Below are 25440 nucleotides of genomic sequence, written 5' to 3' on the forward strand. Positions count from 1 at the left end.
GCGATGAGCGGAGAGAACTCGGTAGCGCCGGGCCATGCCCGGCGGGATTCCGCGTCCATCGGCGTGCTGCCGGAAATTGCAGCACGCGCCGAGGCTGCCATCGCGATTCGCCACGATCTGCATCGGCACCCGGAGTTGGCCTTCGAGGAGCATCGCACCAGTGCACGTGTGGCCGAGCTGCTGCAGCAGTGGGGTTATGAGGTGACCACCGGGCTCGGCGGCACCGGTGTGGTCGGCACGCTGCAGCGCGGGCAGGGCAGCCGTCGTCTCGGCCTGCGCGCCGACATCGACGCACTGCCGATCCACGAGGACTCCGGCCTGGCCTACGCCAGCCAGACCGAGGGCCTGATGCATGCCTGCGGCCACGATGGGCATACCGCCATCCTGCTGTCTGCGGCGCATTATCTGGCCCATCACGGCAATATCGACGGCACCCTGCAGCTGGTGTTCCAGCCGGCCGAGGAGACGGGCTCGGGCGCATCGAAGATGATTGCCGACGGCCTGTTCGAGCGCTTCCCCGTGGACGCGATCTATGGGCTGCACAACTGGCCCGGCGTACCGGTGGGCCACTTCGGCTTCGTCGACGGCCCGGCGATGGCGTCGGTCGACTGGGCGCGGCTGAAGGTGATCGGCAAGGGCGGCCACGGTGCCGAGCCGCAGGGCAGCGTGGACCCGATCCTGGTCGCCGCGCACATCATCACTGCATTGCAGAGCGTGGTGTCGCGCAATGTCGATCCGCGGCAGATGGGCGTGGTCACCGTCGGTTCGATCCACGGCGGGCAGGCCGCCAACGTGATTCCGGACGTGGTCGAGCTGAAGCTGACCGTTCGCGCCTATCTACCGGAGGTGCGCGACACCCTGCGGCGCCGCGTCACCGAACTTGCAGAGCAGACTGCCGCCGCGTTCGGTGCGCGCGCCGAGATCGAATTCCCGCGCGGCTTCCCCAGTGTGATCAACCATCCGCAGCAGACCGCCTACATCCGCGAGGTGGCCGTGCAGGGCTTCGGCGCCGGACAGGTGGTGCCCGACTTCGCACCGCGCACGGCCAGCGAGGATTTCGCCTTCCTGCTGCAGGCACGACCGGGCAGCTTCGTGTTCGTCGGGAACGGCGAGAGCGCACCGTTGCACAGCCCGCGCTATGTGTTCAACGACGCCGCCATTGCCCCCGCCGCCAGCCTGTGGGCGCGGCTGGCCGAAGATTACCTGGTGAAGGACGCGACATGAGCCACGACGAACGCTTCCTCTATACCTCGGTCGACGACCCGCTGGCGCGGCCGTTGTTCGATGGCCTGGAGCAGGAATATGACAGTCGCTACGCTGATGTGCGTCGACGCATCGGCGGCAGCGCTCGCGAGGAGCTGCAGCGATACCCGGCGCAGGCCTTTGCGGCCCCGGTGGGCGCCTTCGTGCTGCTGCTGCGCGACGGGGTGGCGATTTCCGGCGGTGCGTTCATGCCGCACCGCGATCCGGATACCGCCGAATTCAAGCGCATCTGGACGCTACCCGGGCTGCGTCGCCAGGGCATTGCGCGGCGCGTGCTGCAGGAGCTGGAAGAGCAGGCGGCGCGGCAAGGGTACCGGCGGGTGTTCCTGACGACCGGCTTCCGCCAGCCGGAAGCTGTTGGCCTGTACCTGAGCCACGGCTACACCGCGCTGTTCGATCTGGAGGCCGACCCGGAAACGGTTGCGCATCTGCCGTTCGAGAAGCACCTGCGGGCGACGACGCCTGTCGTTACCCCTGCACAGGCACTGCTGCACGGAGCCCACGCATGAGCACACCGTCGACCGCGCTGGAGGGCATCGCCGCTCGTCCGGCGCCCGGACCGGCACTGAAGATCGTGCCCGCCCGGCATCCGCTGCAGGTCTTCGGCACGGTACTGGCACTGGCGCTGATCCTGATCGGGCTGCAGTCCGTGCTGGGCAATCCGCGCTGGGGCTGGGGCACTTTTGCCGAGTGGTTCTTCGCACGCCCGGTGCTGGAAGGCCTGGGTCGCACGCTGCTGCTGACCGCGCTTGGCACCGGCCTCGGTTTCGCGCTGGGTACGCTGCTCGCGCTGGCACGCGTCTCCGGTTCGCCGCTGCTGTCGGCGGTGTCGTGGGACTATGTGTGGTTGTTCCGCTCGATTCCGCTACTCGTGCTGTTGTTGCTGTTGAACAACCTGGGCTATCTGTACAGCACCATCGAACTGGGCGTGCCGTTCACCGGCATCAGCCTGTTCTCGTACCCGACTACACAGCTGATCGGTGTGTTCACCGCCGCGGTGCTGGGCCTGACCCTGAACCAGGCAGCGTTCTCGGCCGAGGTGATCCGCGGTGGCATTCTTTCGGTCGACCACGGCCAGTACGAGGCGGCGGCCGCGCTCGGCCTGCCGCGTGGCCGCCAGGTGCGCCGCATCATCCTGCCGCAGGCGATGCGTTCGATCCTGCCGGCCGCGTTCAACGATGTGATCGGCCTGGCCAAGAGCACCTCGGTGGTCTACGTGCTGGCGCTGCCGGAGCTGTTCTACACCGTGCAGGTGATCTATCGGCGCAACCTGGAAGTGGTGCCGCTGCTGATGGTGGCCACGGTCTGGTACCTGGTGATCCTGACCGTGTTGTCGCTGCTGCAGCGGCGCGTGGAACAGCGCTTCGCGCGCGGCCAGCTGCAGCGCGAGCGCTCGGTGTCGCGGGTGTCGTCACCGGTGCGGACATCCAGTGATGCTGCGCCGCGCGTGGCCAACCGCCCGCGCATCGCCACCCAGGTGGAGGCGGGCGAGGGTGCGGCGGTATCGCTGCATGGCGTGGGCAAGGTGTTCGGCGATCAGCCGGTGCTGGAAGACGTGAAACTGGAGCTGCGCGCCGGCAGCGTGACGGTGCTGATCGGCCCGTCCGGTGCCGGGAAATCCACGCTGCTGCGGTTGATCAACCACCTGGAACGTGCCGACAGCGGCTACGTGACCGTCGGCGGCCAGCTGATCGGTTACCGCCGCGAGGGTGACACGTTGTACGAACTTCCCGAGCGCGAGATCCGCCGTCGGCGTGCCGAGGTGGGCATGGTGTTCCAGGGCTTCAACCTGTTCCCGCATCTGACCGCGCTGGAGAACATCATCGAGGCACCGATCGCGGTACGTGGTGTATCGCGCGCGCAGGCCGAGCAGCAGGCGCGCACGCTGCTGGAGCGGGTCGGCCTGGCCGACAAGGCCGATGCGTTCCCGCGCCAGCTGTCCGGTGGCCAGCAGCAGCGCATCGCGATTGCCCGCGCGCTGGCGCTGCAGCCGAAGGTGCTGCTGTTTGACGAACCCACGTCGGCGCTGGACCCGGAACTGGTGGCGGAGGTGCTGAGCGTGATCGAGGAACTGGCCCGTTCGGGTACCACGCTGGTGATCGTCACCCATGAGCTGAGCTTCGCCCGCCGCGTGGCCGACCACGTGGTGATGATGGACCAGGGCCGGGTGATCGAGCAGGGCACGCCCGAGGCCCTGTTCGAGCGCCCGCGCCAGCAACGCACCGCCGATTTCCTGGCCAAGACCCTGTAACCCCGGAAGGAACATCATGAGCCCTGCAGCACCGCGTCGTCCCTCGCGCAGCACCCTGTTGATCGTGGGCGTGCTGATCATCGGCATCGCCGGCATCGTCTACTCGCGCGTGCGCCAGGCCCCGGAGGCTGCCGCTGTGGCCGCGGCCAGCCTGGCCGGCACCAACACCGCCGTGCTGAAGGGCACGCTCGACCCGAAGGCGCAGGCCTTGATTCCTGCGGGCTACCGCTTCGTCACGCCGGGCGCATTCACCGTGGCGACCCACCCGGGGCAGCTACCGCTGGCCGACTACGGCGCCGACAGCAAGGACGTGGTCGGCATCGAACCGGACATCGCGCGGCTGATCGCGGATGCTTTGGGCCTGAAGCTGGTGATCGTGCCGGTGGCCTGGGCCGACTGGCCGCTGGGGCTGGAGTCGGGCAAGTACGATGCGGTGCTGTCGAACGTGACGGTCACTGAAGAACGCAAGAAGAAGTTCGATTTCTCCAGCTACCGTTACGACCTGCTGGGCATCTACACGCGCAGCGACGGGCCCATCCAGAAAATCGAAAAGCCCGCCGATGTGGCCGGGCTGAAGGTGGTGGTGGGCGCCAGCACCAACCAGGACCAGATCCTGCGCCAGTGGGACCAGCAGAACATCGCGGCGGGATTGAAGCCCGTGGAATACCAGTACTTCGATGACGCGTTGGTCGGCCGATTGGCGGTGATCACCGGCCGCGCCGATGTATCGTTCGAGCCCAATGCTACCGGCGCCTATTCGGCGCGCGACGGCAAGGTGCGGCGCGTGGGCCTGTTCCCTGGCGGCTGGCCGAATGCCGCAGCGATCTCGGTGACCACGCGCAAGGGCAGCGGCCTGGCCGACGCGGTGACGCAGGCGCTGAACACCCAGATCGGCAGCGGCACCTATGCGCAGGCGCTGAAGCGATGGAATGTGGCCGAGGAAGCCGTGCCACAGTCGCAGACCAATCCGCCGGGGTTGCCGACGCTGCAATGACGCCGGGCGTGGCCCGGCGCTACCTCCGTCTTTGTAGAGCCGAGCCATGCTCGGCTGCTTTACCAACGCGCTTCCAGCGTTCTGAACGGTTTCGCCAGGCGCACGCCATCGGCGTCGAAGTCGGAAACGCTACGTCCATCCACACGCACCGTCTTCGGCATCGTGCGCGCCGGCCACCAGACCTTCACTGCCGTCCCGCTGCGCAACCCCTTGCCCAGCGTGACGGTCAGCATGCCGTCGCGCTGCCGCGCCTGCATCTGCAACGTGCCATACGCGGTCGGCAGCCGCTCCACCGCCAACCCATCGCCAGCCACCCAAGACGGTGGCGTGCCCGGCAGCAGCGACAGCGCATCGTCGTCTTCGCGCATCAGCATGCCGAACAGCGTGCGGCCGTATTCCGCGCCGATCCACGTATGCGGCATGTCACCCAGATAGCGCGGGAAGCGCAGCCGTGAATGCACCACTTCGGCCAGCACCTGCCACTCAAGCGGGCGCCGATCATGCAGAAGCCCCTGCAGCAGCTCATCGGCCACCTGTGGCTGGCCGAGGTGCACATAGCTCAGCACGTTGCGGATCTCGTACGGTGTGTACGCGTACAGCGCACCGGGCTGGCTGCGCTTGCGGACGTCCTCCAGGTAGCGCGCGAAGGTGGTCCGCAGCGCCTCGGCGGGCAACACGCTCTGTGCGCCGGTCGGGTCCAGTGCGATCGAAACGCCGGTGGGATCGCCATCGCCCAGGTCGGCCGAGGAGGGAATGAAGTCGATGCCCTTCCACGCCATCGTCGCCCGGATCGAGGCATGCAGCGCGTCGTAAAGCAGTTTGTACTGTTCGCGTGCCCACGCTGCGGTCTCGTGGTCGCCCAGCGATTCGGCCAGCCACGCGCCGTCGTGCCAGCCCTTCAGGCCCCAATAGTCGTCCCAGTAGCTGTGGGTGGGAGACGGATAACCCTCATGGCTGATCGACGGCGCAAGAATGCCCGCGAAGCGTTCCGGCGCTGGCTGGTCGGCCTTGTAGCCGGGCACCAGCGTGCGTTCGCGTAGTTCCTGCAGGAAGCGCAGCGCTGCCTTCACTTTCGGCAGATAGGCACGTACCGATTCGGGTCCGCCATCGAGGCGCGCGACATCGGCCACCAGCGCTACGTACTGGCCCTGGCTGTCGTACTCGATATCCGAACCGAAACCGGTGTTGACGCTGCCATCGTCGTTGAGGATCGGCGAGACCAGGCCGTTGGCATGCACGCCGTGTTCGCTGTACCAGCCCAGATAGTCGCGCGCGACCTTGGCTTCACCCATGCGCAGCAGCACCGCCGAGGTGGCCATGCCGTCGCGGATGAAGGAGCGGTTGTAGTTGCGCGGGCCGGGCTGCATGGCCGGGCCGGTCTGGTTGATCAGCATGTAGGCGGCCTGCACACGCAGCATGTCGACCAGTGAGGGATCGGGCAGGCGCAGGCCGACCTGGCCCAGCCGTGCCTGCCAGTCCGCGGAGGCCTGCGTGGCCAGGGAATCGAACGCCGCATTGGCATCGCGGGGCAGCGTGGCTAGATCGAGCGCAGGCGCTTCGGGCAGTGCGCCCTTGGTATCGGCGGCGGTAGTACCCAGCGGGAACGCGACCACGATGGCATCGCTGGCCCCCGGTGCCAGTGATACGCGGTAGTTCAACGCAGCCGAGGCAAGACCCTCGTCGTCGCGCGCCTGTTGCGTGGAGGGCAGCTGGCCGGCAGCGAGGGTCGCGGTGATTTCCGTTGCGCCATCCTTGCCGAACGGCGCCGCGCCCGACGCAGCCACCGGCGTGAGCGACTGCAGCAGCGTGCGTCCATTGACGCGCACGGCCTGCCCATCGATCGCCACATCGCGGATCGGTGACAGCCCGCCGTTCTGCCACGGCGGATTCATCTGCATCGGGCGCACGACCAGGCTGAGCGTGCCTTCGATCCTGGCGCTGCCCGTGTTGTGCAGGCGATGCCGCAAGAACGTTACCGGCTGGCCGTCGCGCTCGATGGCGAATACCTCGCTGCGCAGCTCCAGGCCGGGCTGCGGTGACCAGGTGGCGGAGGGCATCGGCTTCCAGCCATCCCGCAATGCGTGCTGTATCGGCTGTCCTGCCGCGCCAGCGGCACGCCCGTCAGCGCCACGCCAGATCGGCTGCACCAGCGGCGCGCCCTTGAAGGCTTCCAGATTGCCGTATTCGTCGAAGATCGATTTCTGTCGTCCTGCGTGCACACCGACGGCGGTCCAGTAGGTCTGCTGCATCTGCAGCGATGCCGGGAACAACGCGCGCTGAGCGCCGCTGGCGGTGATCTGGTATCGCTTCATCGGCGTCATTACCGCCTTTGGCCCGAGCAGGCGCAGTCGCGCGACCTGCGGTGCGGGGCCGTCCACGCTCAGCCGGAACGCACGCAGGGGTTGTGCCGTGTCAGCAGCCAGCCAGCTTTGCCGATGATTGGCCGCCTGTGCATCGTGTGCGAGGTCCTGCCAACGGCCCTGTGCATCCTGCGCCTGCAGTCGCGCAGCGCCGCGCGCGCCATCGGCCCAGTCGACCACCAGGCCAGCCGTGGATTGAGCCTGCGGCAGCGTGATCTCGAGCGCATGGGATCCACCTTTTCCGGTCGGAACCGCGACGGTGCCGCCGCCTTGCCAGAGTGCCGCTGCCTGCATTGCATCCACGCCGCTGACGCGTGCGCTGAGCGTGCTGTCCAGTGGCTCCAGCTCGAAGATCGACACGCCCCAATCGGAGGTGCGCTGCGGGCTGGCCAGTCGTAGATAGCGCGCCTGCCGCGGCGCGAAGTACAGCGTTTCCACATCGCCCAGTGAATCGGCCATGGTGTACGCGGTCTGCCACTGCGTACCATCCAGTGAGGTCTGCAGTGAATAGCCTTCCGGGTTGGAGACATCCCAAGTGAGTCGTGCGCCAGCCAGCAGGGTTGGCGTGCCCAGATCGATCTGGAACCAGTGGCCGGGGCTGAAGGCGCCGCCGGTGACGGTCTTCGGATCGCCGTCGATCAGGTGGCCGATCGCCATCGCCGGCACCTGCTGTGAGGAACTGCTGGCCTGCCATTGGCTGCGCGGGGGGAGGGTCTGTGCCTGCGCGCTGTAGGCCAGCGCGGCCAACAGCAGGGCAGCGACAGGGCACAACGGGAAAAGCGGGGTGGAGACCTTGGAGCGTTCGGCGCGCAACGTCATTACGGACAGCCTCGCAGGTTCGACCGGAATCGGGCGAGCGCTACGCTAGCAAGGGATGTAATCGGTTACATGACGCGCTGCAATAGCGCCAGGCTGTGCGTGGCGTGTCGGAGGCATGACCGCGTTGACGGCTATGCCTCTGGACGCGCGCCCTGGAAGGGCTAGCTTGGGTCGAGGTCAAGGAGTTCAATATTCGGTTGTCATTTGACAACCTTCGTTGGGCAGGTGCAGACTTCGGAGAAGGCGGATGTCTCGTGTGCGTCACCCCGACAAGGACATTGAAGCCACATTGCGATTTGCGGAAGCAAGGGGTTGGAGATTGCGGGTAGGCGGCAGCCATGCGTGGGGGCGGATGTACTGCCCCTACAACGACAGCAAATGCCGGTTCGGGGAATTCTGCGTCGTGAGCATCTGGAGTACGCCACGCAACACCTGCAATCACGCCAGAGCGCTGCGCCGTGTGGTCGAGAACTGCAGCCGTGAGCAATGAGAAACGGTGCGAGCCGAAACGAGGTGGGCAGATGATGGAGTTCAATTTCACCCTCAAGTACCGCCTACCGGACGCGTACGACGATGGCGGCATGCTGGAGCAGCGACTTGTGGAAACGGGTTGCGATGATGCGCTGCTGGGCATCGGGCGACCCGGCCGGATGGCGCTGGCATTCTGTCGTGAGGCTGACAATGCCGGTGCTGCCCTGGCGTCGGCATTGGGCGATGTACAGCGTGCCGTGCCGGGGGCCGAGCTGGTCGAAGTAAGCCCCGATCTGGTGGGGCTGACCGATGTGGCGGACCTGTTGGGGGTATCGCGCCAGAACATGCGCAAGCTGATGCTGGCCAACCCGCAGTCATTTCCTTCACCGGTCCACGAAGGGACGACGTCGATCTGGCATTTGGCTGACATCCTCCACTGGCTGCAGGCGCGCGGCAGTGGGAAAGTCACCTCGGAAATGGCGGAGCTTGCTACCGCGGCGTTGCAGCTCAACCTGGCCCGCGAAGGGCGCAGGTTGCAGCCAAAGGTGTAGTGCGGGCCACGGCCGGCACCCACCCGGAAAGCGAGGCGTTACAACTCCACCGTCTCCCACCAGCGCGTACCCGCCTGCGGCGCCTGCATGTCCAGCGCTTCGCCCATCATCGGCGTGGCCACCGGCACGTTCTTCGCGGCCGCCAATGCGGTGATGCGCTCGAACGGCTGCTGCCATGCGTGCAGGGCCAGGTCGAAGGTGCCGTTGTGGATCGGCAGCAGCCACTTGCCGCGCAGGTCCAGGTGCGCCTGCAGCGTCTGTTCCGGCTGCATGTGCACGAACGCCCAGCGCGGATCATAGGCGCCGGTCTCGATCATGGTCAGGTCGAACGGGCCGTACTTCTCGCCGATGGCCTTGAAGCCGTCGAAGTAGCCGGTGTCGCCGCTGAAGAAGATGCGGAAGTCGTCGTCCTGGATCACCCACGACGCCCACAGGCTGCGGTCGCTGTCGCCCAGGCCGCGGCCGGAGAAGTGCTGGCCCGGGGTGGCGGTCAGGCGCAGGCCGCTGGCCTCGGTCGATTGCCACCAGTCCAGCTGTTCGACCTTGCTGGCGTCCACACCCCAGGCAATCAGCTGGTCGCCGACGCCGAGCGGTGCAATGAAGCGCGCGGTCTTGCCAGCCAGCTGCATTACCGCGGCATGGTCGAGATGGTCATAGTGGTTGTGCGAGAGGATCACGCCGGCGATGGGCGGCAGTTTGTCGATGCTGATCGGCGGTGCGTGGAAGCGCGCCGGGCCCATCCACTGCACCGGCGAGGCGCGCTCGGAGAACACCGGATCGGTCAGCCAGTACTGGCCACGCAGCTTCAGCAGGATCGTGGAGTGCCCCAGCCGGAACAGGCTGCGGTCCGGCGCGGCGTCCAGCGTGGCGCGGTCCAGCGGCTGCACCGGAATGGGGTGGGCCGGGACGGTGCCCTTGGGCTTGTTGAACAGGAACGTCCACCAGATCTCCGCACCGTCGCGCAGGCCCATCGCCGGACGGGGCAGGGCATTGCGGAACTTGCCATCACGGTACTGCGGCGAATCGGGGAAGTCGGGGAGGGACCAGGACTTGCAGAAGGTGTAGGCGGTCACAGCGAGGATTCCAAGCAGGAGGACAAGGAGCAGGCGCTTCATGGGTGACGTCCGCTGGGTACACTGCACAGTGTAGTTTCGTCTTTTTCAAAAGTACACTGATGGGTGTAAAATGGTGGCGTCCGTTCAGTTATCCGGTTCCCGCCATGCCCCGTGCCCCGCAACGCCTGACCGACCGTAAACGCGATGCCATCGTGCGCGCGGCGGTGGAGGAGTTCCGTGCATCGGGCTACGAGGCGACCAGCATGGACCGCATTGCAGAGGCGGCGGGGGTCTCCAAGCGCACCGTCTACAACCATTTCCCGAGCAAGGAAGCGTTGTTTTCGATGATCCTGGAGGAGCTGTGGGAACGCAGCGTGGCCAGCGACGCACTGCCGTATCGCGCGGACCAGCCGTTGCAGGCGCAGCTGCTGCAGTTGCTGGGCCAGAAGCTGGAACTGCTCAGCGATGCCAACTTCATCGACCTGGCACGGGTGGCGATGGCCGAGGTCATCCACTCACCGGAGCGGGCGCAGGCCATCGTCTGCCGCATGGGCGAGAAGGAAAGTGGCGAGAGTGCCTGGATCCGCGCAGCAATTGCCGATGGCCGCCTGCGCGAGGTGGATCCGGACTTTGCCGGCCACCAGTTGCACGGCCTGGTGAAGAGCTTTGCGTTCTGGCCGCAGGTCACGATGGGGCAGCCACCGCTGACCGCGCAGGAACGTGCGCGCGTGGCCGAATCGGCGGTGGCGATGTTCCTGGGCTTCTACGCGGTCTAGCTGGCGGCGAAGCGACGGAACTCGTCGGCCGGCAGCGCCGCCGAGTACAGATAGCCCTGGCCGACATCCACGCCCAGGGCTCGCAGCTTCTGCTCCTGCGCCAGGGTTTCGGTACCTTCGGCCACCACGATCGCGCCGCAGCGGTGCGCGACCTCGACGATGAAGCGCACGATCGACTGTGACTTGGCGTCGGACAGCGTGGCGATCAGTGCCTGCTCGATCTTGACCTCGGCGATGGCCAGCTGCGAAAGCAGGATCAGGGTTGAATAGCCGGCGCCGAAATCATCCAGCGACAGGGTGACCCCGGCTGCCAGCAGCTGTGTGATGTTGGCATCGACCACGTCGCGCTCGACGATTTCGGTCCATTCGACGATCTCCAGGCGCAGCATCGCACCGGGGATGTCACGCAGTTGTAGCAGCTCCTGCAGGCGCAGGCCGAAGTCGGGCAGGCGCAGGGATTCGGCTGACACATTGACTGCGATGGTCAGCGCCGCGCCGTCCTGCCGGCAGTGCTGCAGGAAGTGCACCGCCGACTGCAGTGTGGCCCATTCCAGGTCTGCCAGCCGGCCCTGCCGGCGCAGCAGCGAGATCACCCGCATCGGTGCAATCGGCCGGCCTTCGCCATCGCGCATGCGCAGCAGCGCTTCGGCGCCGACCAGCTGGCGATCCTGCAGGCGATGCTTGGGCTGGTAGCACAGCGGGGCGTCGCCCTGCTGCAGCCAGTGATCAAGGGCGACTTCAATCAGGGTGTCGATCTCGCTGTCGCGCTGGATCGGGTCGTCGAAGAACACGACGCCCGATTCGATCGCACTCATCGTCAGGGTGATCGCCCGGAACGGCAGGTGACCGTCGTCTGTATCGGTGGGGGGCTTGAGTTCGACTACCGCGCAACGGAACAACGGGCGGAAACCCGGCCAATCGCGGCCCACCCGTTCGGCCAGGTTGCTGGCCAGCTCGGTGATCTGCGGTTGCGTACGTAGTTCGGACAAGGACAGGTCGCGCACCAGGATTGCCAGCGCGGCATCGCCGAACTGGTAGATCTCCAGTTGCCCGGCCGGCAGCGAGGGCAGCAGCCGATGCACCTCTTCGGTGCTGTCGCGCTGCCACAGGCCGTTGTCCTGCAGCGGACCGTAGCGCAGGCGCAGGTCGCGCAGGTTGCCCATCTCGGCCACGATCAGGCAGGCCTTGCCGATGCCGTCGTTGTCGCGCCAGTAATGCTGCAGGCGTTCGCCGAGCGCACGCATGTTGGGCAGGCCACTGATTGGATCGATGCGCAGCCAGGCCTGTTCGCGCTGGCGTTGGGCATCGATCTGCGCATCGTTGTAGACCAGTGCGAACACCGCGCCGAGCATCAGCAGCGATAGTGGTAGTGCCAGCAGCCGCTGGATTGCCAGCTCCTCCACGGGTAGCTGGTTGGCACCAATGATTGCTACGCCCAGTGCCAAGCCCAACGCAGTGACGACGACACGAACGCCCCAGGCCTGCAGGATCATGCGCAGCGAGAGTTCATTGAGCATGTGCGGGTGCAGGCGCCTGCGCAGCCAGACGCCGGCCAGCATCTGCAGCGTGGCCTCGAGGCCGGCAGGCAGGAAGTACTGGGTGCCGGCGAACTGGTAGCGGGCCAGCAGGCTGGCGCCCAGGCACACCAGGCCACCGCGCCAGCCGCCGAGCAGGCCGCTGACCAGCAGAATGTCGAAGCCGAGGTGCAGCTTGACCACGCCCTGGGTGTAACGGGCCACGAACCAGGAATTGAACAGGTAGATCAGGCCCAGTGCCACGCCCACATACAGGCGGCGGCCTTCAATGGCGTGGCCGGCGCGGCGGGTGGCGATCAGCAGCACGCCGATCATGCCGATCACCGCCGTGGCCTGCAGCAGGTACAGCGGCAGGCTGGGCAGGCCGCTGTCCAGGACCTGGGCCGAGACCCGTGAAAGCGCATCCATAGCAGGTTCCCGCCTGTGACCGACGGCCAGTGAGGAGCAGGGTAAACCACAGGCGCCCGAGCGGCCACCAAGGGCCCCGGGCCGAGGCCTCTGCAGTCAGTAGCGCGGGTCGGCGATGGCCGGCAGCACCAGTTCGCGCACGAAGCCGGACGGTGACAACTGCAGCAACGCGCGCACCATCGCAACGACGTCATGCACGGGCACTAATTCGCCGTCGCCGCGCGCTGCGGCCTCTGCAACCGGCACCGACAGTGCATCGTCGGTGTTGAGGTAGCCCAGCTGCAGACTGGTCACCGCCAGCCGGCGATCGCGGAAGCCCTCGCGCAGTGCATCGGCAACGCCGTTGAGCGCGAACTTGGATGCGCCGAACGCCACTTCCGGGCGGCCGCTGCGTGGCAGCGCCGAGGTCGAGCCGGTCAGCACCAGCTGCGGGCGTGGTGCGCCCAGTACCCGCGGCAGCAGGCGCTGCAGCAGCACCAGGGTCGCGGTGATGTTGACATCGACCAGCTGGGTGAGCGCGGCATCGCTCTCGTCGAGGAAGGCGTACTCGTCGCTGAAGGCGGTCTCTTCCCAAATGCCCAGGTTGTGGATCAGCACATCCAGATCGGCCGGTGCCTGCGCTGCGATGTGATTGGCAGCCAGGGTGGGTTGGGACAGATCGGCCTCGATCCACTGCAGGGTGACACCCTCTGGGCATTCAAAGTCGCGCGGACGGCTGCGCGAAACGCCGATGACGGTGTCGCCCGCACTGCACAGGCCTTCCACGAATGCCCGACCCAGGCCCCTGCTGGCGCCGATGACCATCAATTTCATGTTGCTTCCTTCCATTGCGCGCTCTGCTGGGCGGTGTGCTTCGGGATCGGCGAGAATCCGTAGGGTCCCCAGCAACAGGAGCATCCCGACATGGGAGCACCCGATCCCTTCACTGATGGCCTGCCGCTGCCGCGGGCGTGGCAGGAAGCGTTGGCCGATGCGCGCATCGATCGGCAGTCGATCGGCGTGTCGCGTGCGGATGTCGCGCGGGTGCATCGTCCCGGGCAGGCTGACGCCTTCCTGAAGTCGGAAGTGATCGACGCCTTCAGTGAGCTGGGCGATGAGATCACGCGCCTGCGCTGGCTGCAGGCACAGGGACTGCCGGCGCCAACAGTGATTGCCACCGCCGAAGAAGCGGGCCGGCGCTGGTTGCTGATGAGCGCGCTGCCCGGCCGCGACCTGGCTTCGTCGCCGGAACTCGCGCCGCAGCAGTTGGTGGAACTGCTGGCCGACGCGCTGCGCGGGCTGCATGCGTTGCCGGTGGCAGCCTGCCCGTTCGACCAGCGACTGGCCTCGCGCCTGGAGGCCGCGCAGGCCCGCGTCGAAGCGAGCCTGGTGGATGCCGATGATTTCGATGATGAGCGCCTGGGCCAGAGTCCACAGCAGGTCTTCGCTGAACTGTGCAGCACCCGTCCCGATCATGAAGATCTGGTGATCTGCCATGGCGATGCCTGCCTTCCGAATCTGATGGTGGCCGAGGGGCGTTTCAGCGGGTTCATCGACTGTGGGCGACTGGGCCTGGCGGACCGCTACCAGGACCTGGCGCTGGCCGCGCGCAGCCTGGTCCACAACTTCGGCGACACGCGTTGGGTGGCGCCGTTGTTCCAGCGCTATGGCGCGGTGGCCGACGAGCGTCGGCTGGCGTTCTACCGGTTGCTCGACGAGTTCTTTTGAGCCCGCGCATGGCTGGCGATGGCCGCGCAGATCAGGCCACCGACCACGCTCAAGTGTTCCAGCGCGAAGAACAGGGCCAGCTGCTGTTCCGCGCCGTGCTTGGTCCAGAAGGTATGCACGACGGCGATGGTCAGCAGCATGAACACTGCCAGCGCGCCGCTGCCCAGCCAGAGCAGGCGATCAAGCAGCAGGCACAGTACGCCGCCCAGCAGCACCACCGCGCTGGCGAGGTTGAACAGCACAGGCGGTTGCAGCCCGGCCGCCTGCATTTCGGCCACGCTGTTGTCCCACGCCAGCAGCTTGGCCAGGCCCGAGGACAGGAACACCACGGCCAGCAGCAGCCGGGCGAGGAACCACAGCACGCGGCTGTCGAGCAGGGTGGTGATCATCCGTGGCATGCAGGAACTCCGGGTTGGGCATGGAACAGGTCGCGCAGCATCGGGCCTCAACCGCAGTTGAGGTCAAGGCTGCCTGAACGAAGCCCGATGGTGGCCAGGTCGACATCTACAAAATAAACGAACGTTCGTTCATGCTTGTGGCATGAGCCGAATCGACCGCAATGAGCAGCGCGTGACCCTGATCCTGCAGGCGGCCCTGCGGTGCTTCCTCGCCAAGGGATTCCACCAGACCAGCATGCGTGACATCGCGCAAGCGGCTGGCGTCAGCCTGGGCAACCTCTACAACCACTTCCCGGGCAAGGAAGCGATCATCCTTGCAGTGGCAGTGGCCGAGAGCGAAGAACTGGCACCGTTGCTGCGTCGACTGGCCGCGTCCGAAGGCGAGCGCGCACAGGTACTGGGTTTCCTTCAGGACTTCCACGCACTGTGCCGCCAGCCGGAATGGGCGACGCTTGCCGTCGAAGTGCTGGCCGAGAGCGCACGCAATCCGGCCGTGGCCGAGGCATTTGCGGCCAATCGCAGGCAATTGCAGGCGACCCTGGCCGAAGCCCTGCAGCAGGTGGCACGGCGCGAACGTCGGCGTCCCGTGCTGGCCCCGGCATTGCAGGCGCAGGTGCTGCTGGATGCCATTGAAAGCGATGCGCTGCGTCGGGGGCTGGGCGAAGCCGATGGCATCGATGAGGCCTCGCTGGATCTTGGCCTGCTCGCGCTGCTGCTCGGGGCACGCGCATGAGTGCCGTTGACCGGCGATTGCACGGCCTTGATCTGGCGCGCTACCTGGCCTTGGCCGGCATGGTGCTGGTCAACTTCCGCCTGGCGATGGCCGTGCCGGCAGAGGGTGAGGGTTGGTTGGCAGGGTTCTTCCATCTGCTGGAAGGCAAAGCCTCGGCGACGTTCGTCACTCTGGCCGGTCTTGGCCTGGTGCTGGCCACGCAGCGGCAGGGGTGGTGGCCGGCCAGCGTGCAGACCTGGAGGCGCGCGCTGTTCCTGATGGTGCTGGGCCTGCTCAACCTGACTCTGTTCCCGGCCGATATCCTGCACTACTACGCGGTGTATTTCGCGTTGGCGGTGGTGTGGCTGCGTGCGTCGCCGCGGGTGTTGCTGGCCAGCATCGTGGGCCTGGCGGCGTGTTCGTTCTGGGCGTTGCTGCACTGGGACTACAGCCAGGGATGGAACTGGCAGACGCTGGAATACGCAGACCTGTGGCAATGGCCGGGCGCGGCCCGCAACCTGTTGTTCAACGGCTTCCATCCGCTGCTGCCGTGGCTGTGCTTCTTCCTGCTGGGGATGCTGCTGGCACGCCTTCAGTTGTCGCAACCGCGGGTGCAGCGAGCATTGCTGGTGCTGGGGCTGCTGCTGATCGCGGCCGGCCATGGCGTTCAGCAGCTTGCGCAGGGAACGCCCTGGCAGGTGTGGCTGGGAACGCAACCGATGCCGCCGGGACCGGCCTACGTACTCACGGGTGCGGGCGCAGCGTTCAGTGTCATTGCCGCCTGCCTGTGGCTGACGCGTGTGCAACCCGGGGACTGGCTGGAGCCGTTCACCGCGGCCGGGCGCATGACCCTGACCCTGTACGTGGGCCACATCCTGCTGGGCATGGGCACGCTGGAAAGCCTGGGCCTGCTCGATGGCAGCGCGTCGCTCGCATCGGTGCTGCTGTGGGCGATGCTGTTCCTGATGCTGGCGACGGGCGCGGCCTGGCTGTGGTCGTGGCAGTTCGCACGCGGCCCGCTGGAGATGGTGATGCGACGCATCGCAGGCTAGTTCTCTGGTCGCGGCGAGCTGATGTTGTGACGGACATGTCTGTGTCGCGGCGAATGCATCTGCGATAGTGGCAGCAGGCAATACTTTCCGCTTGCATCCATGTCATTCGCTTCGGCGCAGCATCTCGGCGAAGTCCTGCAACAATCCTATGGCATCACTGCCACCGCCGTGGTGCCACGCCCGGTGGGTGCCGACGCCAATGCCAGCGTGTATCGCGTCGATGCGCGGCACGGGCAGTGGTGGTTGAAATGCCGCACCTACCAGGTCGCCCCAGCGGTGTGGGACAGCCTGCATTGGCTGCGCGGCACGCTGGGTATCGATGAGATCGTTGCGCCGTGGCCAGCATTGACCGGCGGCGCATCGGTACAGCGGTGGGGGCTGCAGTTCACCCTGTTCCCTTATGTGGAAGGGCAGTCCGGATTCGAGGCGGCGTTGAGCCGCACGCAGTGGAAGCGGTTGGGCGAGGTACTGCGGCGCCTGCACGGCGCGCAACTGCCAGCGCAACTGCAGCAGGCGCTGCCGATCGTACGGCTGGAAACCGCGGCGCTGGAGACGGTCGGTCAATGGCTGGCCGGCGAAGGCCTGGCGGCCGCGAAGGACGGGCTGGGCCGCGCATTTGTTTCGGTATGGGACCAGCAGCATGCGCGCATCGCGGCGCTGCATGCGCAGGCACGGGGGCTGCTCGTGGCATTGCAGGACGTACCGGTAGATCTGTATCTATGTCACACCGACCTGCATGCCGGCAACCTGCTGATGGGCAATGACGGGGGCCTGCACCTGATCGATTGGGACGGCCTTTCGCTGGCCCCGCGCGAGCGCGACCTGATGTTCATTGGTGCGGCGGTTGGTGGGCGCTGGGGGCGCGAGAATCCGCTGGGCTTCGAGGAGGGCTACGGCAGCGACCGCGGCGATCCGCGCTGGATCGCCTGGTACCGGCATTGGCGCATCCTGCAGGACCTGATCGAGTTCCAGCAGGTGCTGTTGGGCAGCGATGGCGAGGAGCGTTCGCCGCAGTTGCGCCGGCAGTCGTTGCACTATCTGGGCGAGCAGTTCGCGCCGGGCAATGTGTTCGATGCGGCGGAGCGGGTGTATCGCGCACTGTAGATCCACGCCATGCGTGGATGAACCCTGCGCGCTCAGTCAACGGTGGAGGCGCGAAGAGCAGCCGAGCGTAGGCTCGGCTCTACAGAGGAGTGCAGCGTCATCCACGTGTGGCGTGGATCTACTCGGCGGGCTTGGCCGCTGCCGAGGCCGCTGCACTTGCGGCACGCCGCGACAGTACGGCTTCGCGGTGGGCGATGTAGGCGTTCGCGGCAAGGATGATGCCGGCACCGATGATCGTCCAGCGGTCCACCGTTTCGTTGAACAGCAGCCAGCCGAACAGCGTTACCAGTGGCAGCTGCAGGAAGCTGATCGGGGTCAGGGCGGAGACTTCGCCCAGCCGTAGCGCGCGGGTCCACAACAGCTGGCCGACGGTGCCGAGCACGCCGGTGGCCAGCAGCCACAGCCACGCCATGCCGGAGGGCCAGACCCAGACGAACAGTGCCGGGACCAGCGACAGCGGCACCCAGAACACGTAGGTGTAGAGCACCACGGTGTCAGCGCTGTCGACACGGGTCAGCTGCTTGATCTGGATCGCCACCAATGAGCTGAGCACGGCGGCTGCCACCGCTACCAGGCTGCCCGCGGTGAAGCCGGCGGTACCGGGGCGCACGATCACCAGCACACCGATGAATCCAACCACCACCGCAGCCCAGCGGCGTACACGCACGGTCTCGCCCAGCCACAGCACGGCGGCGATGGTGACGAACAACGGCGTGGAGTACGAGAGGGAAACCGCCTGCGCCAGTGGCAGATGGCCCAGTGCCCAGAATGCGCACAGCATCGAACCCAGGCCAATCGCACTGCGGACGAAATAACGCGGCAGCTGCTGCGTTTTCAGTGGTGCATGGCCGGGGCGCAGCAGCATCGGCAGCAACGCGAGCAGGCCAAAGGCATTGCGAAAGAACGCCACTTCCTGGGTTGGTACGTACCGGGTGGCGTAGCGGATGGCGACGGCCATCAGGCCGAATGCCATCGTGCTGCCGAGCATCAGCAGCGCCGCCCGCATCGGGGTGGCGCTGGGGGAGAGGGCGGGGGTGTTCACCACTGTGCGCCGAGCAGGCGGGGCTCCGGTTCGATCGGCACGCCGAACTTTTCCAGCACCGAGGCCGAGATGCGTCGCGCCAGCGCCAGCAGCTCAGCACCGGTGGCGTTGCCGTAATTGACCAGCACCAGCGCGTGGCTCGGCGCAACGCCGGCATCGCCTTCGCGGAAGCCCTTCCAGCCGCAGGACTCGATCATCCAGGCCGCAGAGACCTTGCGCTTGTCGTCCTGTTCGGCCGGGAACACCGGCAGCTCGGGGAAGTGCTGCAGCAGTACGTCCACCTGTTCCAGTGGCAGTACCGGGTTCTTGAAGAAGCTGCCGGCGTTGCCCAGCACATCCGGATCGGGCAGCTTGCGGCGGCGGATCGCGATCACCGCATTGGCCACGTCCACGGCACTGGGCAGCTCCACGCCCTGTGCCTGCAGTTCCTCACGGATGCCGGCGTAGTCCATGCGCAGGTCGTGCAGCAGCGGCAGCCTGAGCTCGATGGCGGTGATCAGGTAGCGATCGGGTTGCTGCTTGAACACGCTGTCGCGGTAGGCGAAGCCACACTGTTCGTTGTCCAGCCGCACCCAGGCCTGCTCCTGGCAGTCCCAGGCTTCAACGGCCTGGATGAACTCGCCGACCTGCGCGCCATAGGCACCGATGTTCTGAATCGGCGCGGCACCGGCCGTGCCGGGAATCAACGCCAGGTTCTCCAGGCCGGACAGGCCTTCCTGCAGCGACCACATCACCAGGCCATGCCAGGACACGCCAGCGCCGGCGCGGATCACCGCATGGTCGGCGCGGTGCTCCAGGAAGCTGATGTCCCGGTTGCCGAACACCAGCACGGTGCCAGGCAGGTCTTCGGCGATCAGTACGTTGCTGCCGCTGCCCAGCACCAGCAGCGGGCCGCTGGCCACCTCGGGCAGCGCCAGCACGTCCGGCAGCAGTGCGGCATCGTGCAGTTCCAGCAGCTGCGCGGCGCTGGCCTGCACGTGGAAGGTGTTCAGCGCCTGCAGCGGCGCATTGCGGGTGAGCGTCCAGCGCAGCGGGGCGTTGCCATCGACGGTATCCATGGGCGCGCTCACAGTGGGGCCACCGCGCCGCGGCTCGGCGCTTCGCGGCGGCGACGGATCGCCTCCACGCATTCGGAGACCAGCGCCGGGCCACGGAAGATCAGGCCGCTGTAGCACTGCACCAGCGCCGCGCCGGCGGCCATCTTGGCCACCGCATCGGCACCGGACAGGATGCCGCCGACACCGACCAGCGGGACCGATTCGGGCAGGCGCGAACGCAGGCGGCGCAGCACCAGCGTGGACTGCTCCAGCACCGGCGCACCGGACAGGCCGCCGGCCTCGTTGGCCAGTGGATCGCCTGCCACCTTGCTGTGGTCGATGGTGGTGTTGGTGGCGATCACGCCGTCCACCTGCAGCTCGCCGAGCACGCGGGCGGCGGCATCGATGTCGCGCTCGCTCAGGTCCGGCGCCACCTTCACCAGCATCGGGACGCGGCGGCCATGCTGCGCGGCCAGTGCTTCCTGGCGGTCGCGCAACTGGCTGACCAGCTGGCGCAGCGCGGTTTCCTCCTGCAGTTCACGCAGGCCGGCAGTGTTGGGCGAGGAGATGTTGACGGTGATGTAGTCGGCCAGCGGATAGACCTTGTCCAGGCAGGCGATGTAATCGTCCACGGCCTGTTCGTTGGGCGTGTCCTTGTTCTTGCCGATGTTGATGCCGAGCAGGCCGCGGCGGTTGCGCGCGCGCTCGACATTGCGCACCAGCGCGTCCACGCCCGCATTGTTGAAGCCCATGCGGTTGATGATTGCGTTGTGCGCTGGCAGCCGGAACAGGCGCGGCTGCGGATTGCCGGCCTGCGGACGCGGGGTGATGGTGCCGATCTCGACGAAGCCGAAACCCAGCGCGAACAATGCATCGATGTGCTCGCCATTCTTGTCCAGGCCGGCGGCCAGGCCGACCGGATTGGGGAAGGTCAACCCGAACACGGTGCTCGGCATCGGCGCGATGCGTGCGGCCAGCAGCGGCGTGGTGCCGGTGCGATAGGCCAGGTCCAGTGCGGACAGGCCGAGGCCGTGGGCGCGCTCGGCGTCGAGCGAGAACAGGAAGGGGCGGGCAAGCGAATACATGCGTCGGTTCAGTCCAGCGTGCCGAGGAAGGCTCGGGTTCGATATTCAAAAGCAACCTGGCCGTCGACCGCGTGGGCGGCGAACAGGTCCTGCAGGGCGGCGATCATCGGCGCATGGCGCGGATGACCGGCTTGGGGTGCGTAGGAGGAGGACAGCAGGCGCCCGCGCAGGGCGTCGAAATCCAGATGTTGCACGTTCGGCAGCTCCACCATGCCGCGCAGACCGGGGCCGAACCACGCCTGCATGGTGGCGTCGTCCTGGTAGCGCTCGGCAACGGCGGTGTAGTCGGTGCCGTAGTCCAGCAGCAGCTGCTCGTAGCCGATCAGGAACGGGCTGGCATCGAGCAGGCGCGAGTTCCAGTAGATCAGTGCCAGGCCACCCGGGCGCAGGATGCGCTGCCACTCGGCGCGCACCGCCACGGTGTCGAACCAGTGGAAGGCCTGCGCGACGCTGACCAGATCGATGCTGGCATCGTTCAGTGTGGTGGCCTCGGCGCGGCCGTCCACCGCACGGAACTGCGTGTACTGCGGTGCCAGCCATTCCTCGGCCGCGCCCCGCATGGCGGCGTTGGGTTCAACCGCGACTACTGGATGGCCGCTGGCCAGGAACACGCGACTGGAAATACCGGTGCCGGCGCCGATGTCGGCGACCACGGCCTCGTGGCTGACGCCCATCGGGCCATGCAGCCACTCCAACAGGGCGGGCGGGTAATCGGGCCGGTAGCGGACGTAGTCGGCGACGCGGCTGCTGAAGCGTTCAGTGCTGTCGGAGGCAGTCATGGCGTCACTTCGACACTGCCGCCAGCCACGCCAGGCCGCCGAAGAACAGGATGAAGACCAGGATGGCGGCGATCACGGCGCCGACCATCACCCAGCCCAGCACCAGGCCGGTGACGGCCATGCCATCGCCTTCCAGTTCAAGCGGGCGGCGGCGGATCTCGGCGCGGGCCATGTGGCCGGTGATGATGGCCACGATGCTGGCCACGAAGGGCAGGACGGTCCAGCTGGCGATGCCCATGACCAGGCTGACCACGGCCAGGGCGCTTGTCTGTCGGGGTGCCACGCTCATCGGGGTCCTCCTTGGCAGTGTGCACATGATAGTGCCTCTGCCCGGGCAATCCCATGGGCAGTGCCCTGTAGAGCCGAGCCCATGCTCGGCTGCCCCCTTGGGCTGATGCGGGATCGACCGCGTCTTGCGTGCAAGCCGAGCATGGGCTCGTCTCTACAGATTCAGCCCATCAACACCTGGCCGCCATCCACGTTGAGCACATGACCGGTGATCCAGCGCGCCAGCGGCGAGCACAGGAACAGGGCAGCGTCGGCGATCTCGCGCGGGTGGCCGAAGCGGCCGAACGGGATCTTCGCCAGGGTGCCGTGGTACAGGGCGGGGTCTTCGGTGCGGCGGCGGTCCCACAGGCCGTCATCGAACTCGATCGAGCCCGGGGCGATGGCATTGACCCGGATCCGGTCCTTGGCCAGCGCCAGTGCCTGCGAGGTGGTGTAGTGCGACAGCGCGGCCTTGGCGGCAGCGTAGGGCGCGCCACAGGGACGCGGCTGCTGGGCGGCGATCGAGGACAGGTTGAGGATGCAGGCATCGCTGGATGCGCGCAGCCACGGCAGTGCCAGGCGCGAGGCCCGTACCGCCGCCATCAGGTCGATCTGCAGGCTGGCGGCCCAGCCGCCCTCGTCATCGGCCATGCCATAGCCGGTGGCGTTGTTGACCAGCACGTCGATGCCGCCGAGTGTATCGGCGGCAGCCTGCAGCCAGGCCTGGATCTGGTTGGCCTCGCCCAGATCGGCAGGAAACGTGTGCAACTCGACGCCCTGTACCTTTGCATCGGCACGCAGGGCATCCAGGCCGGCCTGGCCGCGGGCGCAGACCGAGACCCGCGCACCGGCGCCGGCAAATGCCAGCGCCATCTCACGGCCAATGCCCTTGCTGCCACCGGCGATGAGCACGCGGCGGCCGGTGAAATCAATCACCGGCTTGCCACGCTGTAGCGCCGAGCCATGCTCGGCTGCATTTCCTGCGGTGTTCATTGCACATCCTGCCGAGCATGGCCCGGCACTACAGAAAGCGTTACAGGTCGAACTTGATGCCCTGGGCCAGCGGCAGCGAATCCGAATAGTTGATGGTGTTGGTCTGGCGGCGCATGTAGACCTTCCACGCATCCGAACCGGATTCGCGGCCACCGCCGGTGTCCTTCTCGCCACCGAAGGCGCCGCCGATCTCCGCACCGGACGTGCCGATGTTGACGTTGGCGATGCCGCAGTCGCTGCCGGCGGCCGACAGGAACTTCTCGGCGGTCTTCAGGTTCTGGGTGAAGATCGAGGACGACAGGCCCTGCGGCACGCCGTTCTGCATGTCGATGGCTTCGTCGATGCTGTCGTACGGCATCACGTACAGGATCGGCGCGAAGGTCTCGTGCTGGACCACGGCGTCGCTGTTCTTCAGGCCAGAGACGATGGCGGGCAGTACGAAGTTACCCGGTCGGTCGATGCGGGTGCCGCCGGTTTCGATGGTGCCGCCGGCGGCCTTGGCCTGGGCGATGGCATCGAGGAACTGCTGTACGGCGCCTTCGCTGTTCAGCGGGCCCATCAGGTTGGCGGCATCGGTCGGGTCGCCGATCTTGCCTTCCACCTGCCTGTAGGCCTTGACCAGGGTGGCCAGTACGTCGGCGTAGATCGAGCGGTGCACGATCAGGCGGCGGGTGGTGGTGCAGCGCTGGCCGGCGGTGCCGACCGCACCGAACACGATGCCCGGCACGGCCAGCTTCAGGTCGGCGGTTTCGTCCAGGATGATGGCGTTGTTGCCGCCCAGTTCCAGCAGGCAGCGGCCAAGGCGGCGCGCGACCTTCTCGTTGACGGTGCGGCCGACCTGGGTCGAGCCGGTGAAGCTGATCAGCGGCACGCGGCGGTCATCGACCATCTTTTCCGACAGCGCGGTGCCGGCATCGTTGATCAGGAAGAAGATGTCCGGGAAGCCGGCCTCGCGCAGTGCCTCGTTGCAGATCTTCAGCGAGGCGATGGCGGTCAGCGGGGTCTTGTTGGACGGCTTCCAGATGCACACGTCGCCACAGATGGCGGCCAGGAACGAGTTCCAGCTCCACACCGCGACCGGGAAGTTGAAGGCCGAGATGATGCCGACCAGGCCCAGCGGGTGGTACTGCTCGTACATGCGGTGGCCGGGGCGCTCGGAATGCATGGTGTAGCCGTACAGCATGCGGCTCTGGCCCACCGCGAAATCGGCGATGTCGATCATCTCCTGCACTTCGCCGTCGCCTTCCGGCTTGCTCTTGCCCATTTCCAGGGCGACCAGCGAACCCAGCGCATCCTTGTGCCTGCGCAGCGCTTCGCCGCACAGGCGCACGGCCTCACCGCGGCGCGGGGCAGGCGTGGTGCGCCAGACCTTGAAGGCTTCCTGCGCGCGGGCGACGACGGTCTCGTACTCGGCCTCGGTGGTCGCGCGGACCTGTGCGATCGGCTCGCCGGTGGTCGGGTTGACCGGGGTGATCAGCTCACCGCTGGTCGCGCTCGACCACTCCCCGTTGCCCAGGTACGTGCCAGCGTTGATCGCGTCCAGGCCAAGGGACTTGAGCAGCTCGGAAGACATGCAGACTCCTGTGTTTCGTTACGTTGTTTGGCGCCATCGCGGGCAGGTGGGGGGCGCGATGAACAGAACCGCCGATGGTAGCAGAGGGTGGTGGTTAGGCTTTGGTGCGGTGCGGGGTGGGTGGGGCCGCACCGATAGGCCATCTCTGGACGGGGTGCCTGTTCAGGCAGGCAGGGCCTCGTCCAGGCTGCGCGCGGTGTCAGGAATGGCTGGCTGCGGCGACCATGCGGGCGGGTTGCGATGCCACTGCCAGGCGCTGTCGATGATCGGCGCCAGCTCGGTCCATATGGGTCGCCAACCCAGCAGTTGCCGAGCGCGGGTGGAGGAGGCGACCAGGCTGGCTGGATCGCCCGGCCGGCGGTCCGCCAACTCGAATGGAATGCTTCGCCCGCTCACCTCTGCGGCAGCGGCGATGACCTCGCGGACAGAGAAGCCCCGACCATTGCCCAGGTTGAAGGCGTGCGCGCCGGGCGTGTGCTCCATGTACCCAAGAGCCAGTGCGTGTGCCTGGGCCAGGTCCTGCACGTGTACATAGTCGCGCACGCAGGTGCCGTCGGGCGTTGCGTAGTCATCGCCGAACACCTTCATGGCGTTGCCGATGCCCAATGCGGCACGCAGGACATTGGGGATCAGGTGGGTTTCGCAGGCATGCGCCTCGCCGATGCCGTGGTCGGGCAGGGCGCCTGCGGCATTGAAGTAGCGCAGGCAGGTCGAACGCAGGCCGTAGGCGGTGGCTGCGTCAGCGAGGATCCGCTCTGCCATCAGCTTGCTGGCGCCATAGGGGTTGATGGGCGCCTTGGGGTGGTCCTCATCGATCACGTCCGACTGCGGATTGCCGAATACCGCAGCGGTTGAAGAGAACACGATGCGATCGATGTCGTGGCGGCGCATGGCCTCCAGCAGGTTGAGTGTGCCAGTGATGTTGTTGGCGTAGTAGGTGTAAGGAGCGGAAACCGATTCGCCCACCAGCGAACGTGCGGCGAAGTGCATCACGGCGTCAAAGTGACGGCCTTGGAGGGCGCGCTCGAGTGTTTCGGGGGCCAGCAGATCGGCTTCCAGCAGTTCACCCCAGCGGACGGCGTCGCGGTGACCGGTGGACAGGTTGTCGAGCACGGTTACGGAGTGGCCGGCTTCGGCCAGGTACTGGGCCATGTGGCTGCCGATGTAGCCGGCGCCGCCGCAGATGAGAACCTTCATATTCTTCCCTA

Annotated in this window: 23 protein-coding genes; 10 read left to right on the forward strand and 13 right to left on the reverse strand. The window is 66.9% G+C overall.

Features of this window, described 5'->3' with window-relative positions; genetic code table 11:
* Positions 1-3 precede the first annotated feature (3 nt).
* The 4 genes from AC5P6A_RS07680 to AC5P6A_RS07695 are packed head-to-tail and all read left to right on the forward strand — an operon-like array spanning position 4 to position 4508.
* The gene (locus AC5P6A_RS07680) at positions 4-1224 is read left to right on the forward strand and encodes a M20 aminoacylase family protein (protein ID WP_332329789.1); all 1221 of its coding nucleotides are present in this window, start codon (positions 4-6) and stop codon (positions 1222-1224) included.
* A complete protein-coding gene (locus AC5P6A_RS07685) occupies positions 1221-1772 on the forward strand; it encodes a GNAT family N-acetyltransferase (protein WP_134731399.1) in 552 nt (183 codons plus the stop codon). The genes AC5P6A_RS07680 and AC5P6A_RS07685 overlap by 4 nt, the downstream gene beginning before the upstream one ends.
* Positions 1769-3514 (forward strand): amino acid ABC transporter permease/ATP-binding protein, encoded by a 1746-nt coding sequence (locus AC5P6A_RS07690; RefSeq protein WP_495222275.1) that lies wholly within the window; start codon positions 1769-1771, stop codon positions 3512-3514. Before AC5P6A_RS07685 ends, AC5P6A_RS07690 begins: the two co-directional genes overlap by 4 nt.
* A 16-nt stretch (positions 3515-3530) precedes the next feature.
* On the forward strand, positions 3531-4508 hold the full coding sequence (locus tag AC5P6A_RS07695; protein WP_332329790.1) for an ABC transporter substrate-binding protein: 978 nt from the start codon (positions 3531-3533) through the stop codon (positions 4506-4508).
* Between the two features lie 59 nt (positions 4509-4567).
* On the opposite strand, the gene AC5P6A_RS07700 is transcribed toward AC5P6A_RS07695, so the two are convergent.
* Positions 4568-7687, reverse strand: coding sequence for a galactose-binding domain-containing protein (locus AC5P6A_RS07700; protein ID WP_495222276.1), 3120 nt, complete (start codon positions 7685-7687; stop codon positions 4568-4570).
* A 524-nt stretch (positions 7688-8211) separates the two neighbouring features.
* On the opposite strand from AC5P6A_RS07700, the gene AC5P6A_RS07705 reads away from it, so the two are divergent.
* Entirely contained in the window at positions 8212-8709 is a 498-nt protein-coding gene (locus AC5P6A_RS07705; protein WP_483716782.1) for a helix-turn-helix transcriptional regulator, read from the forward strand.
* A gap of 38 nt (positions 8710-8747) precedes the next feature.
* Here AC5P6A_RS07705 and AC5P6A_RS07710 read toward each other — a convergent pair whose 3' ends face one another.
* Entirely contained in the window at positions 8748-9824 is a 1077-nt protein-coding gene (locus AC5P6A_RS07710) for an MBL fold metallo-hydrolase (protein ID WP_134731409.1), read from the reverse strand.
* 104 nt (positions 9825-9928) lie between these two features.
* On the opposite strand from AC5P6A_RS07710, the gene AC5P6A_RS07715 reads away from it, so the two are divergent.
* Positions 9929-10540 carry a TetR/AcrR family transcriptional regulator C-terminal domain-containing protein gene (locus AC5P6A_RS07715; protein ID WP_134731411.1) on the forward strand — a complete coding sequence of 204 codons (612 nt, stop codon included), beginning with the start codon at positions 9929-9931 and terminating at the stop codon, positions 10538-10540.
* Here AC5P6A_RS07715 and AC5P6A_RS07720 read toward each other — a convergent pair.
* Positions 10537-12483, reverse strand: a complete 1947-nt coding sequence (locus tag AC5P6A_RS07720) for an EAL domain-containing protein (RefSeq protein WP_495222277.1) — start codon at positions 12481-12483, stop codon at positions 10537-10539. The two genes, AC5P6A_RS07715 and AC5P6A_RS07720, sit on opposite strands and share 4 nt — an antisense overlap.
* 96 nt (positions 12484-12579) lie before the next feature.
* A complete protein-coding gene (locus AC5P6A_RS07725) occupies positions 12580-13296 on the reverse strand; it encodes an SDR family NAD(P)-dependent oxidoreductase (protein WP_495222278.1) in 717 nt (238 codons plus the stop codon).
* Between the two features lie 90 nt (positions 13297-13386).
* Here AC5P6A_RS07725 and AC5P6A_RS07730 point away from each other — a divergent pair, with 90 nt between their 5' ends.
* Complete coding sequence (locus tag AC5P6A_RS07730; protein ID WP_495222279.1) at positions 13387-14190, forward strand: APH(3')-II family aminoglycoside O-phosphotransferase; 804 nt, start codon at positions 13387-13389, stop codon at positions 14188-14190.
* Here the strand turns inward: AC5P6A_RS07730 and AC5P6A_RS07735 are convergent.
* Positions 14163-14588 carry a DoxX family protein gene (locus tag AC5P6A_RS07735; protein WP_188249773.1) on the reverse strand — a complete coding sequence of 142 codons (426 nt, stop codon included), beginning with the start codon at positions 14586-14588 and terminating at the stop codon, positions 14163-14165. The genes AC5P6A_RS07730 and AC5P6A_RS07735 overlap by 28 nt on opposite strands.
* A 142-nt stretch (positions 14589-14730) precedes the next feature.
* Here AC5P6A_RS07735 and AC5P6A_RS07740 point away from each other — a divergent pair, with 142 nt between their 5' ends.
* The 3 genes from AC5P6A_RS07740 (at position 14731) to AC5P6A_RS07750 (ending at position 17456) form a co-directional block, all read left to right on the forward strand.
* Positions 14731-15321: a TetR/AcrR family transcriptional regulator gene (locus tag AC5P6A_RS07740; RefSeq protein ID WP_111103734.1), complete on the forward strand. Its 591-nt coding sequence runs from the start codon at positions 14731-14733 to the stop codon at positions 15319-15321.
* Positions 15318-16352 carry a DUF418 domain-containing protein gene (locus AC5P6A_RS07745; protein ID WP_164144307.1) on the forward strand — a complete coding sequence of 345 codons (1035 nt, stop codon included), beginning with the start codon at positions 15318-15320 and terminating at the stop codon, positions 16350-16352. Before AC5P6A_RS07740 ends, AC5P6A_RS07745 begins: the two co-directional genes overlap by 4 nt.
* 99 nt (positions 16353-16451) lie before the next feature.
* Positions 16452-17456, forward strand: coding sequence for a phosphotransferase (locus tag AC5P6A_RS07750; RefSeq protein ID WP_180877252.1), 1005 nt, complete (start codon positions 16452-16454; stop codon positions 17454-17456).
* 118 nt (positions 17457-17574) lie between these two features.
* Here the strand turns inward: AC5P6A_RS07750 and AC5P6A_RS07755 are convergent, their stop codons facing one another.
* The 8 genes from AC5P6A_RS07755 to galE all read right to left on the reverse strand — a co-directional run bounded on the left by AC5P6A_RS07755 (position 17575) and on the right by galE (position 25429).
* On the reverse strand, positions 17575-18462 hold the full coding sequence (locus tag AC5P6A_RS07755) for a DMT family transporter (RefSeq protein WP_019661359.1): 888 nt from the start codon (positions 18460-18462) through the stop codon (positions 17575-17577).
* A gap of 32 nt (positions 18463-18494) precedes the next feature.
* Complete coding sequence (murB, locus tag AC5P6A_RS07760; RefSeq protein ID WP_026347177.1) at positions 18495-19556, reverse strand: UDP-N-acetylmuramate dehydrogenase; 1062 nt, start codon at positions 19554-19556, stop codon at positions 18495-18497.
* 8 nt (positions 19557-19564) lie between these two features.
* On the reverse strand, positions 19565-20620 hold the full coding sequence (locus tag AC5P6A_RS07765; RefSeq protein ID WP_049483210.1) for a quinone-dependent dihydroorotate dehydrogenase: 1056 nt from the start codon (positions 20618-20620) through the stop codon (positions 19565-19567).
* A gap of 8 nt (positions 20621-20628) precedes the next feature.
* Positions 20629-21399, reverse strand: a complete 771-nt coding sequence (locus AC5P6A_RS07770) for a class I SAM-dependent methyltransferase (RefSeq protein WP_180877251.1) — start codon at positions 21397-21399, stop codon at positions 20629-20631.
* A gap of 4 nt (positions 21400-21403) precedes the next feature.
* The gene (locus AC5P6A_RS07775) at positions 21404-21688 is read right to left on the reverse strand and encodes a DUF4190 domain-containing protein (protein WP_180877250.1); all 285 of its coding nucleotides are present in this window, start codon (positions 21686-21688) and stop codon (positions 21404-21406) included.
* 161 nt (positions 21689-21849) lie between these two features.
* Positions 21850-22659 (reverse strand): SDR family oxidoreductase, encoded by an 810-nt coding sequence (locus tag AC5P6A_RS07780; protein ID WP_180877249.1) that lies wholly within the window; start codon positions 22657-22659, stop codon positions 21850-21852.
* 40 nt (positions 22660-22699) lie between these two features.
* Positions 22700-24232, reverse strand: a complete 1533-nt coding sequence (gene amaB / locus AC5P6A_RS07785) for an L-piperidine-6-carboxylate dehydrogenase (protein ID WP_495222280.1) — start codon at positions 24230-24232, stop codon at positions 22700-22702.
* A gap of 162 nt (positions 24233-24394) precedes the next feature.
* The gene (gene galE, locus AC5P6A_RS07790) at positions 24395-25429 is read right to left on the reverse strand and encodes a UDP-glucose 4-epimerase GalE (protein WP_329843135.1); all 1035 of its coding nucleotides are present in this window, start codon (positions 25427-25429) and stop codon (positions 24395-24397) included.
* Between the last annotated feature and the right edge of the window lie 11 nt (positions 25430-25440).

This window comes from Stenotrophomonas sp. YJH_SMC_20 (assembly GCF_059367845.1).

Bases quoted from the DNA above. Each gene is read 5' to 3' on its own strand.
- AC5P6A_RS07775 (WP_180877250.1), bottom strand. From the start codon at position 21,688: ATGAGCGTGGCACCCCGACAGACAAGCGCCCTGGCCGTGGTCAGCCTG.
- AC5P6A_RS07680 (WP_332329789.1), top strand. From the start codon at position 4: ATGAGCGGAGAGAACTCGGTAGCGCCGGGCCATGCCCGGCGGGATTCC.
- AC5P6A_RS07690 (WP_495222275.1), top strand. From the start codon at position 1,769: ATGAGCACACCGTCGACCGCGCTGGAGGGCATCGCCGCTCGTCCGGCG.
- AC5P6A_RS07770 (WP_180877251.1), bottom strand. From the start codon at position 21,399: ATGACTGCCTCCGACAGCACTGAACGCTTCAGCAGCCGCGTCGCCGAC.
- AC5P6A_RS07735 (WP_188249773.1), bottom strand. From the start codon at position 14,588: ATGCCACGGATGATCACCACCCTGCTCGACAGCCGCGTGCTGTGGTTC.
- murB (WP_026347177.1), bottom strand. From the start codon at position 19,556: ATGGATACCGTCGATGGCAACGCCCCGCTGCGCTGGACGCTCACCCGC.
- AC5P6A_RS07715 (WP_134731411.1), top strand. From the start codon at position 9,929: ATGCCCCGTGCCCCGCAACGCCTGACCGACCGTAAACGCGATGCCATC.
- amaB (WP_495222280.1), bottom strand. From the start codon at position 24,232: ATGTCTTCCGAGCTGCTCAAGTCCCTTGGCCTGGACGCGATCAACGCT.
- AC5P6A_RS07750 (WP_180877252.1), top strand. From the start codon at position 16,452: ATGTCATTCGCTTCGGCGCAGCATCTCGGCGAAGTCCTGCAACAATCC.
- galE (WP_329843135.1), bottom strand. From the start codon at position 25,429: ATGAAGGTTCTCATCTGCGGCGGCGCCGGCTACATCGGCAGCCACATG.
- AC5P6A_RS07765 (WP_049483210.1), bottom strand. From the start codon at position 20,620: ATGTATTCGCTTGCCCGCCCCTTCCTGTTCTCGCTCGACGCCGAGCGC.
- AC5P6A_RS07700 (WP_495222276.1), bottom strand. From the start codon at position 7,687: ATGACGTTGCGCGCCGAACGCTCCAAGGTCTCCACCCCGCTTTTCCCG.
- AC5P6A_RS07740 (WP_111103734.1), top strand. From the start codon at position 14,731: ATGAGCCGAATCGACCGCAATGAGCAGCGCGTGACCCTGATCCTGCAG.
- AC5P6A_RS07725 (WP_495222278.1), bottom strand. From the start codon at position 13,296: ATGAAATTGATGGTCATCGGCGCCAGCAGGGGCCTGGGTCGGGCATTC.
- AC5P6A_RS07720 (WP_495222277.1), bottom strand. From the start codon at position 12,483: ATGGATGCGCTTTCACGGGTCTCGGCCCAGGTCCTGGACAGCGGCCTG.
- AC5P6A_RS07745 (WP_164144307.1), top strand. From the start codon at position 15,318: ATGAGTGCCGTTGACCGGCGATTGCACGGCCTTGATCTGGCGCGCTAC.
- AC5P6A_RS07710 (WP_134731409.1), bottom strand. From the start codon at position 9,824: ATGAAGCGCCTGCTCCTTGTCCTCCTGCTTGGAATCCTCGCTGTGACC.
- AC5P6A_RS07705 (WP_483716782.1), top strand. From the start codon at position 8,212: ATGGAGTTCAATTTCACCCTCAAGTACCGCCTACCGGACGCGTACGAC.
- AC5P6A_RS07685 (WP_134731399.1), top strand. From the start codon at position 1,221: ATGAGCCACGACGAACGCTTCCTCTATACCTCGGTCGACGACCCGCTG.
- AC5P6A_RS07780 (WP_180877249.1), bottom strand. From the start codon at position 22,659: ATGAACACCGCAGGAAATGCAGCCGAGCATGGCTCGGCGCTACAGCGT.
- AC5P6A_RS07730 (WP_495222279.1), top strand. From the start codon at position 13,387: ATGGGAGCACCCGATCCCTTCACTGATGGCCTGCCGCTGCCGCGGGCG.
- AC5P6A_RS07755 (WP_019661359.1), bottom strand. From the start codon at position 18,462: ATGCGGGCGGCGCTGCTGATGCTCGGCAGCACGATGGCATTCGGCCTG.
- AC5P6A_RS07695 (WP_332329790.1), top strand. From the start codon at position 3,531: ATGAGCCCTGCAGCACCGCGTCGTCCCTCGCGCAGCACCCTGTTGATC.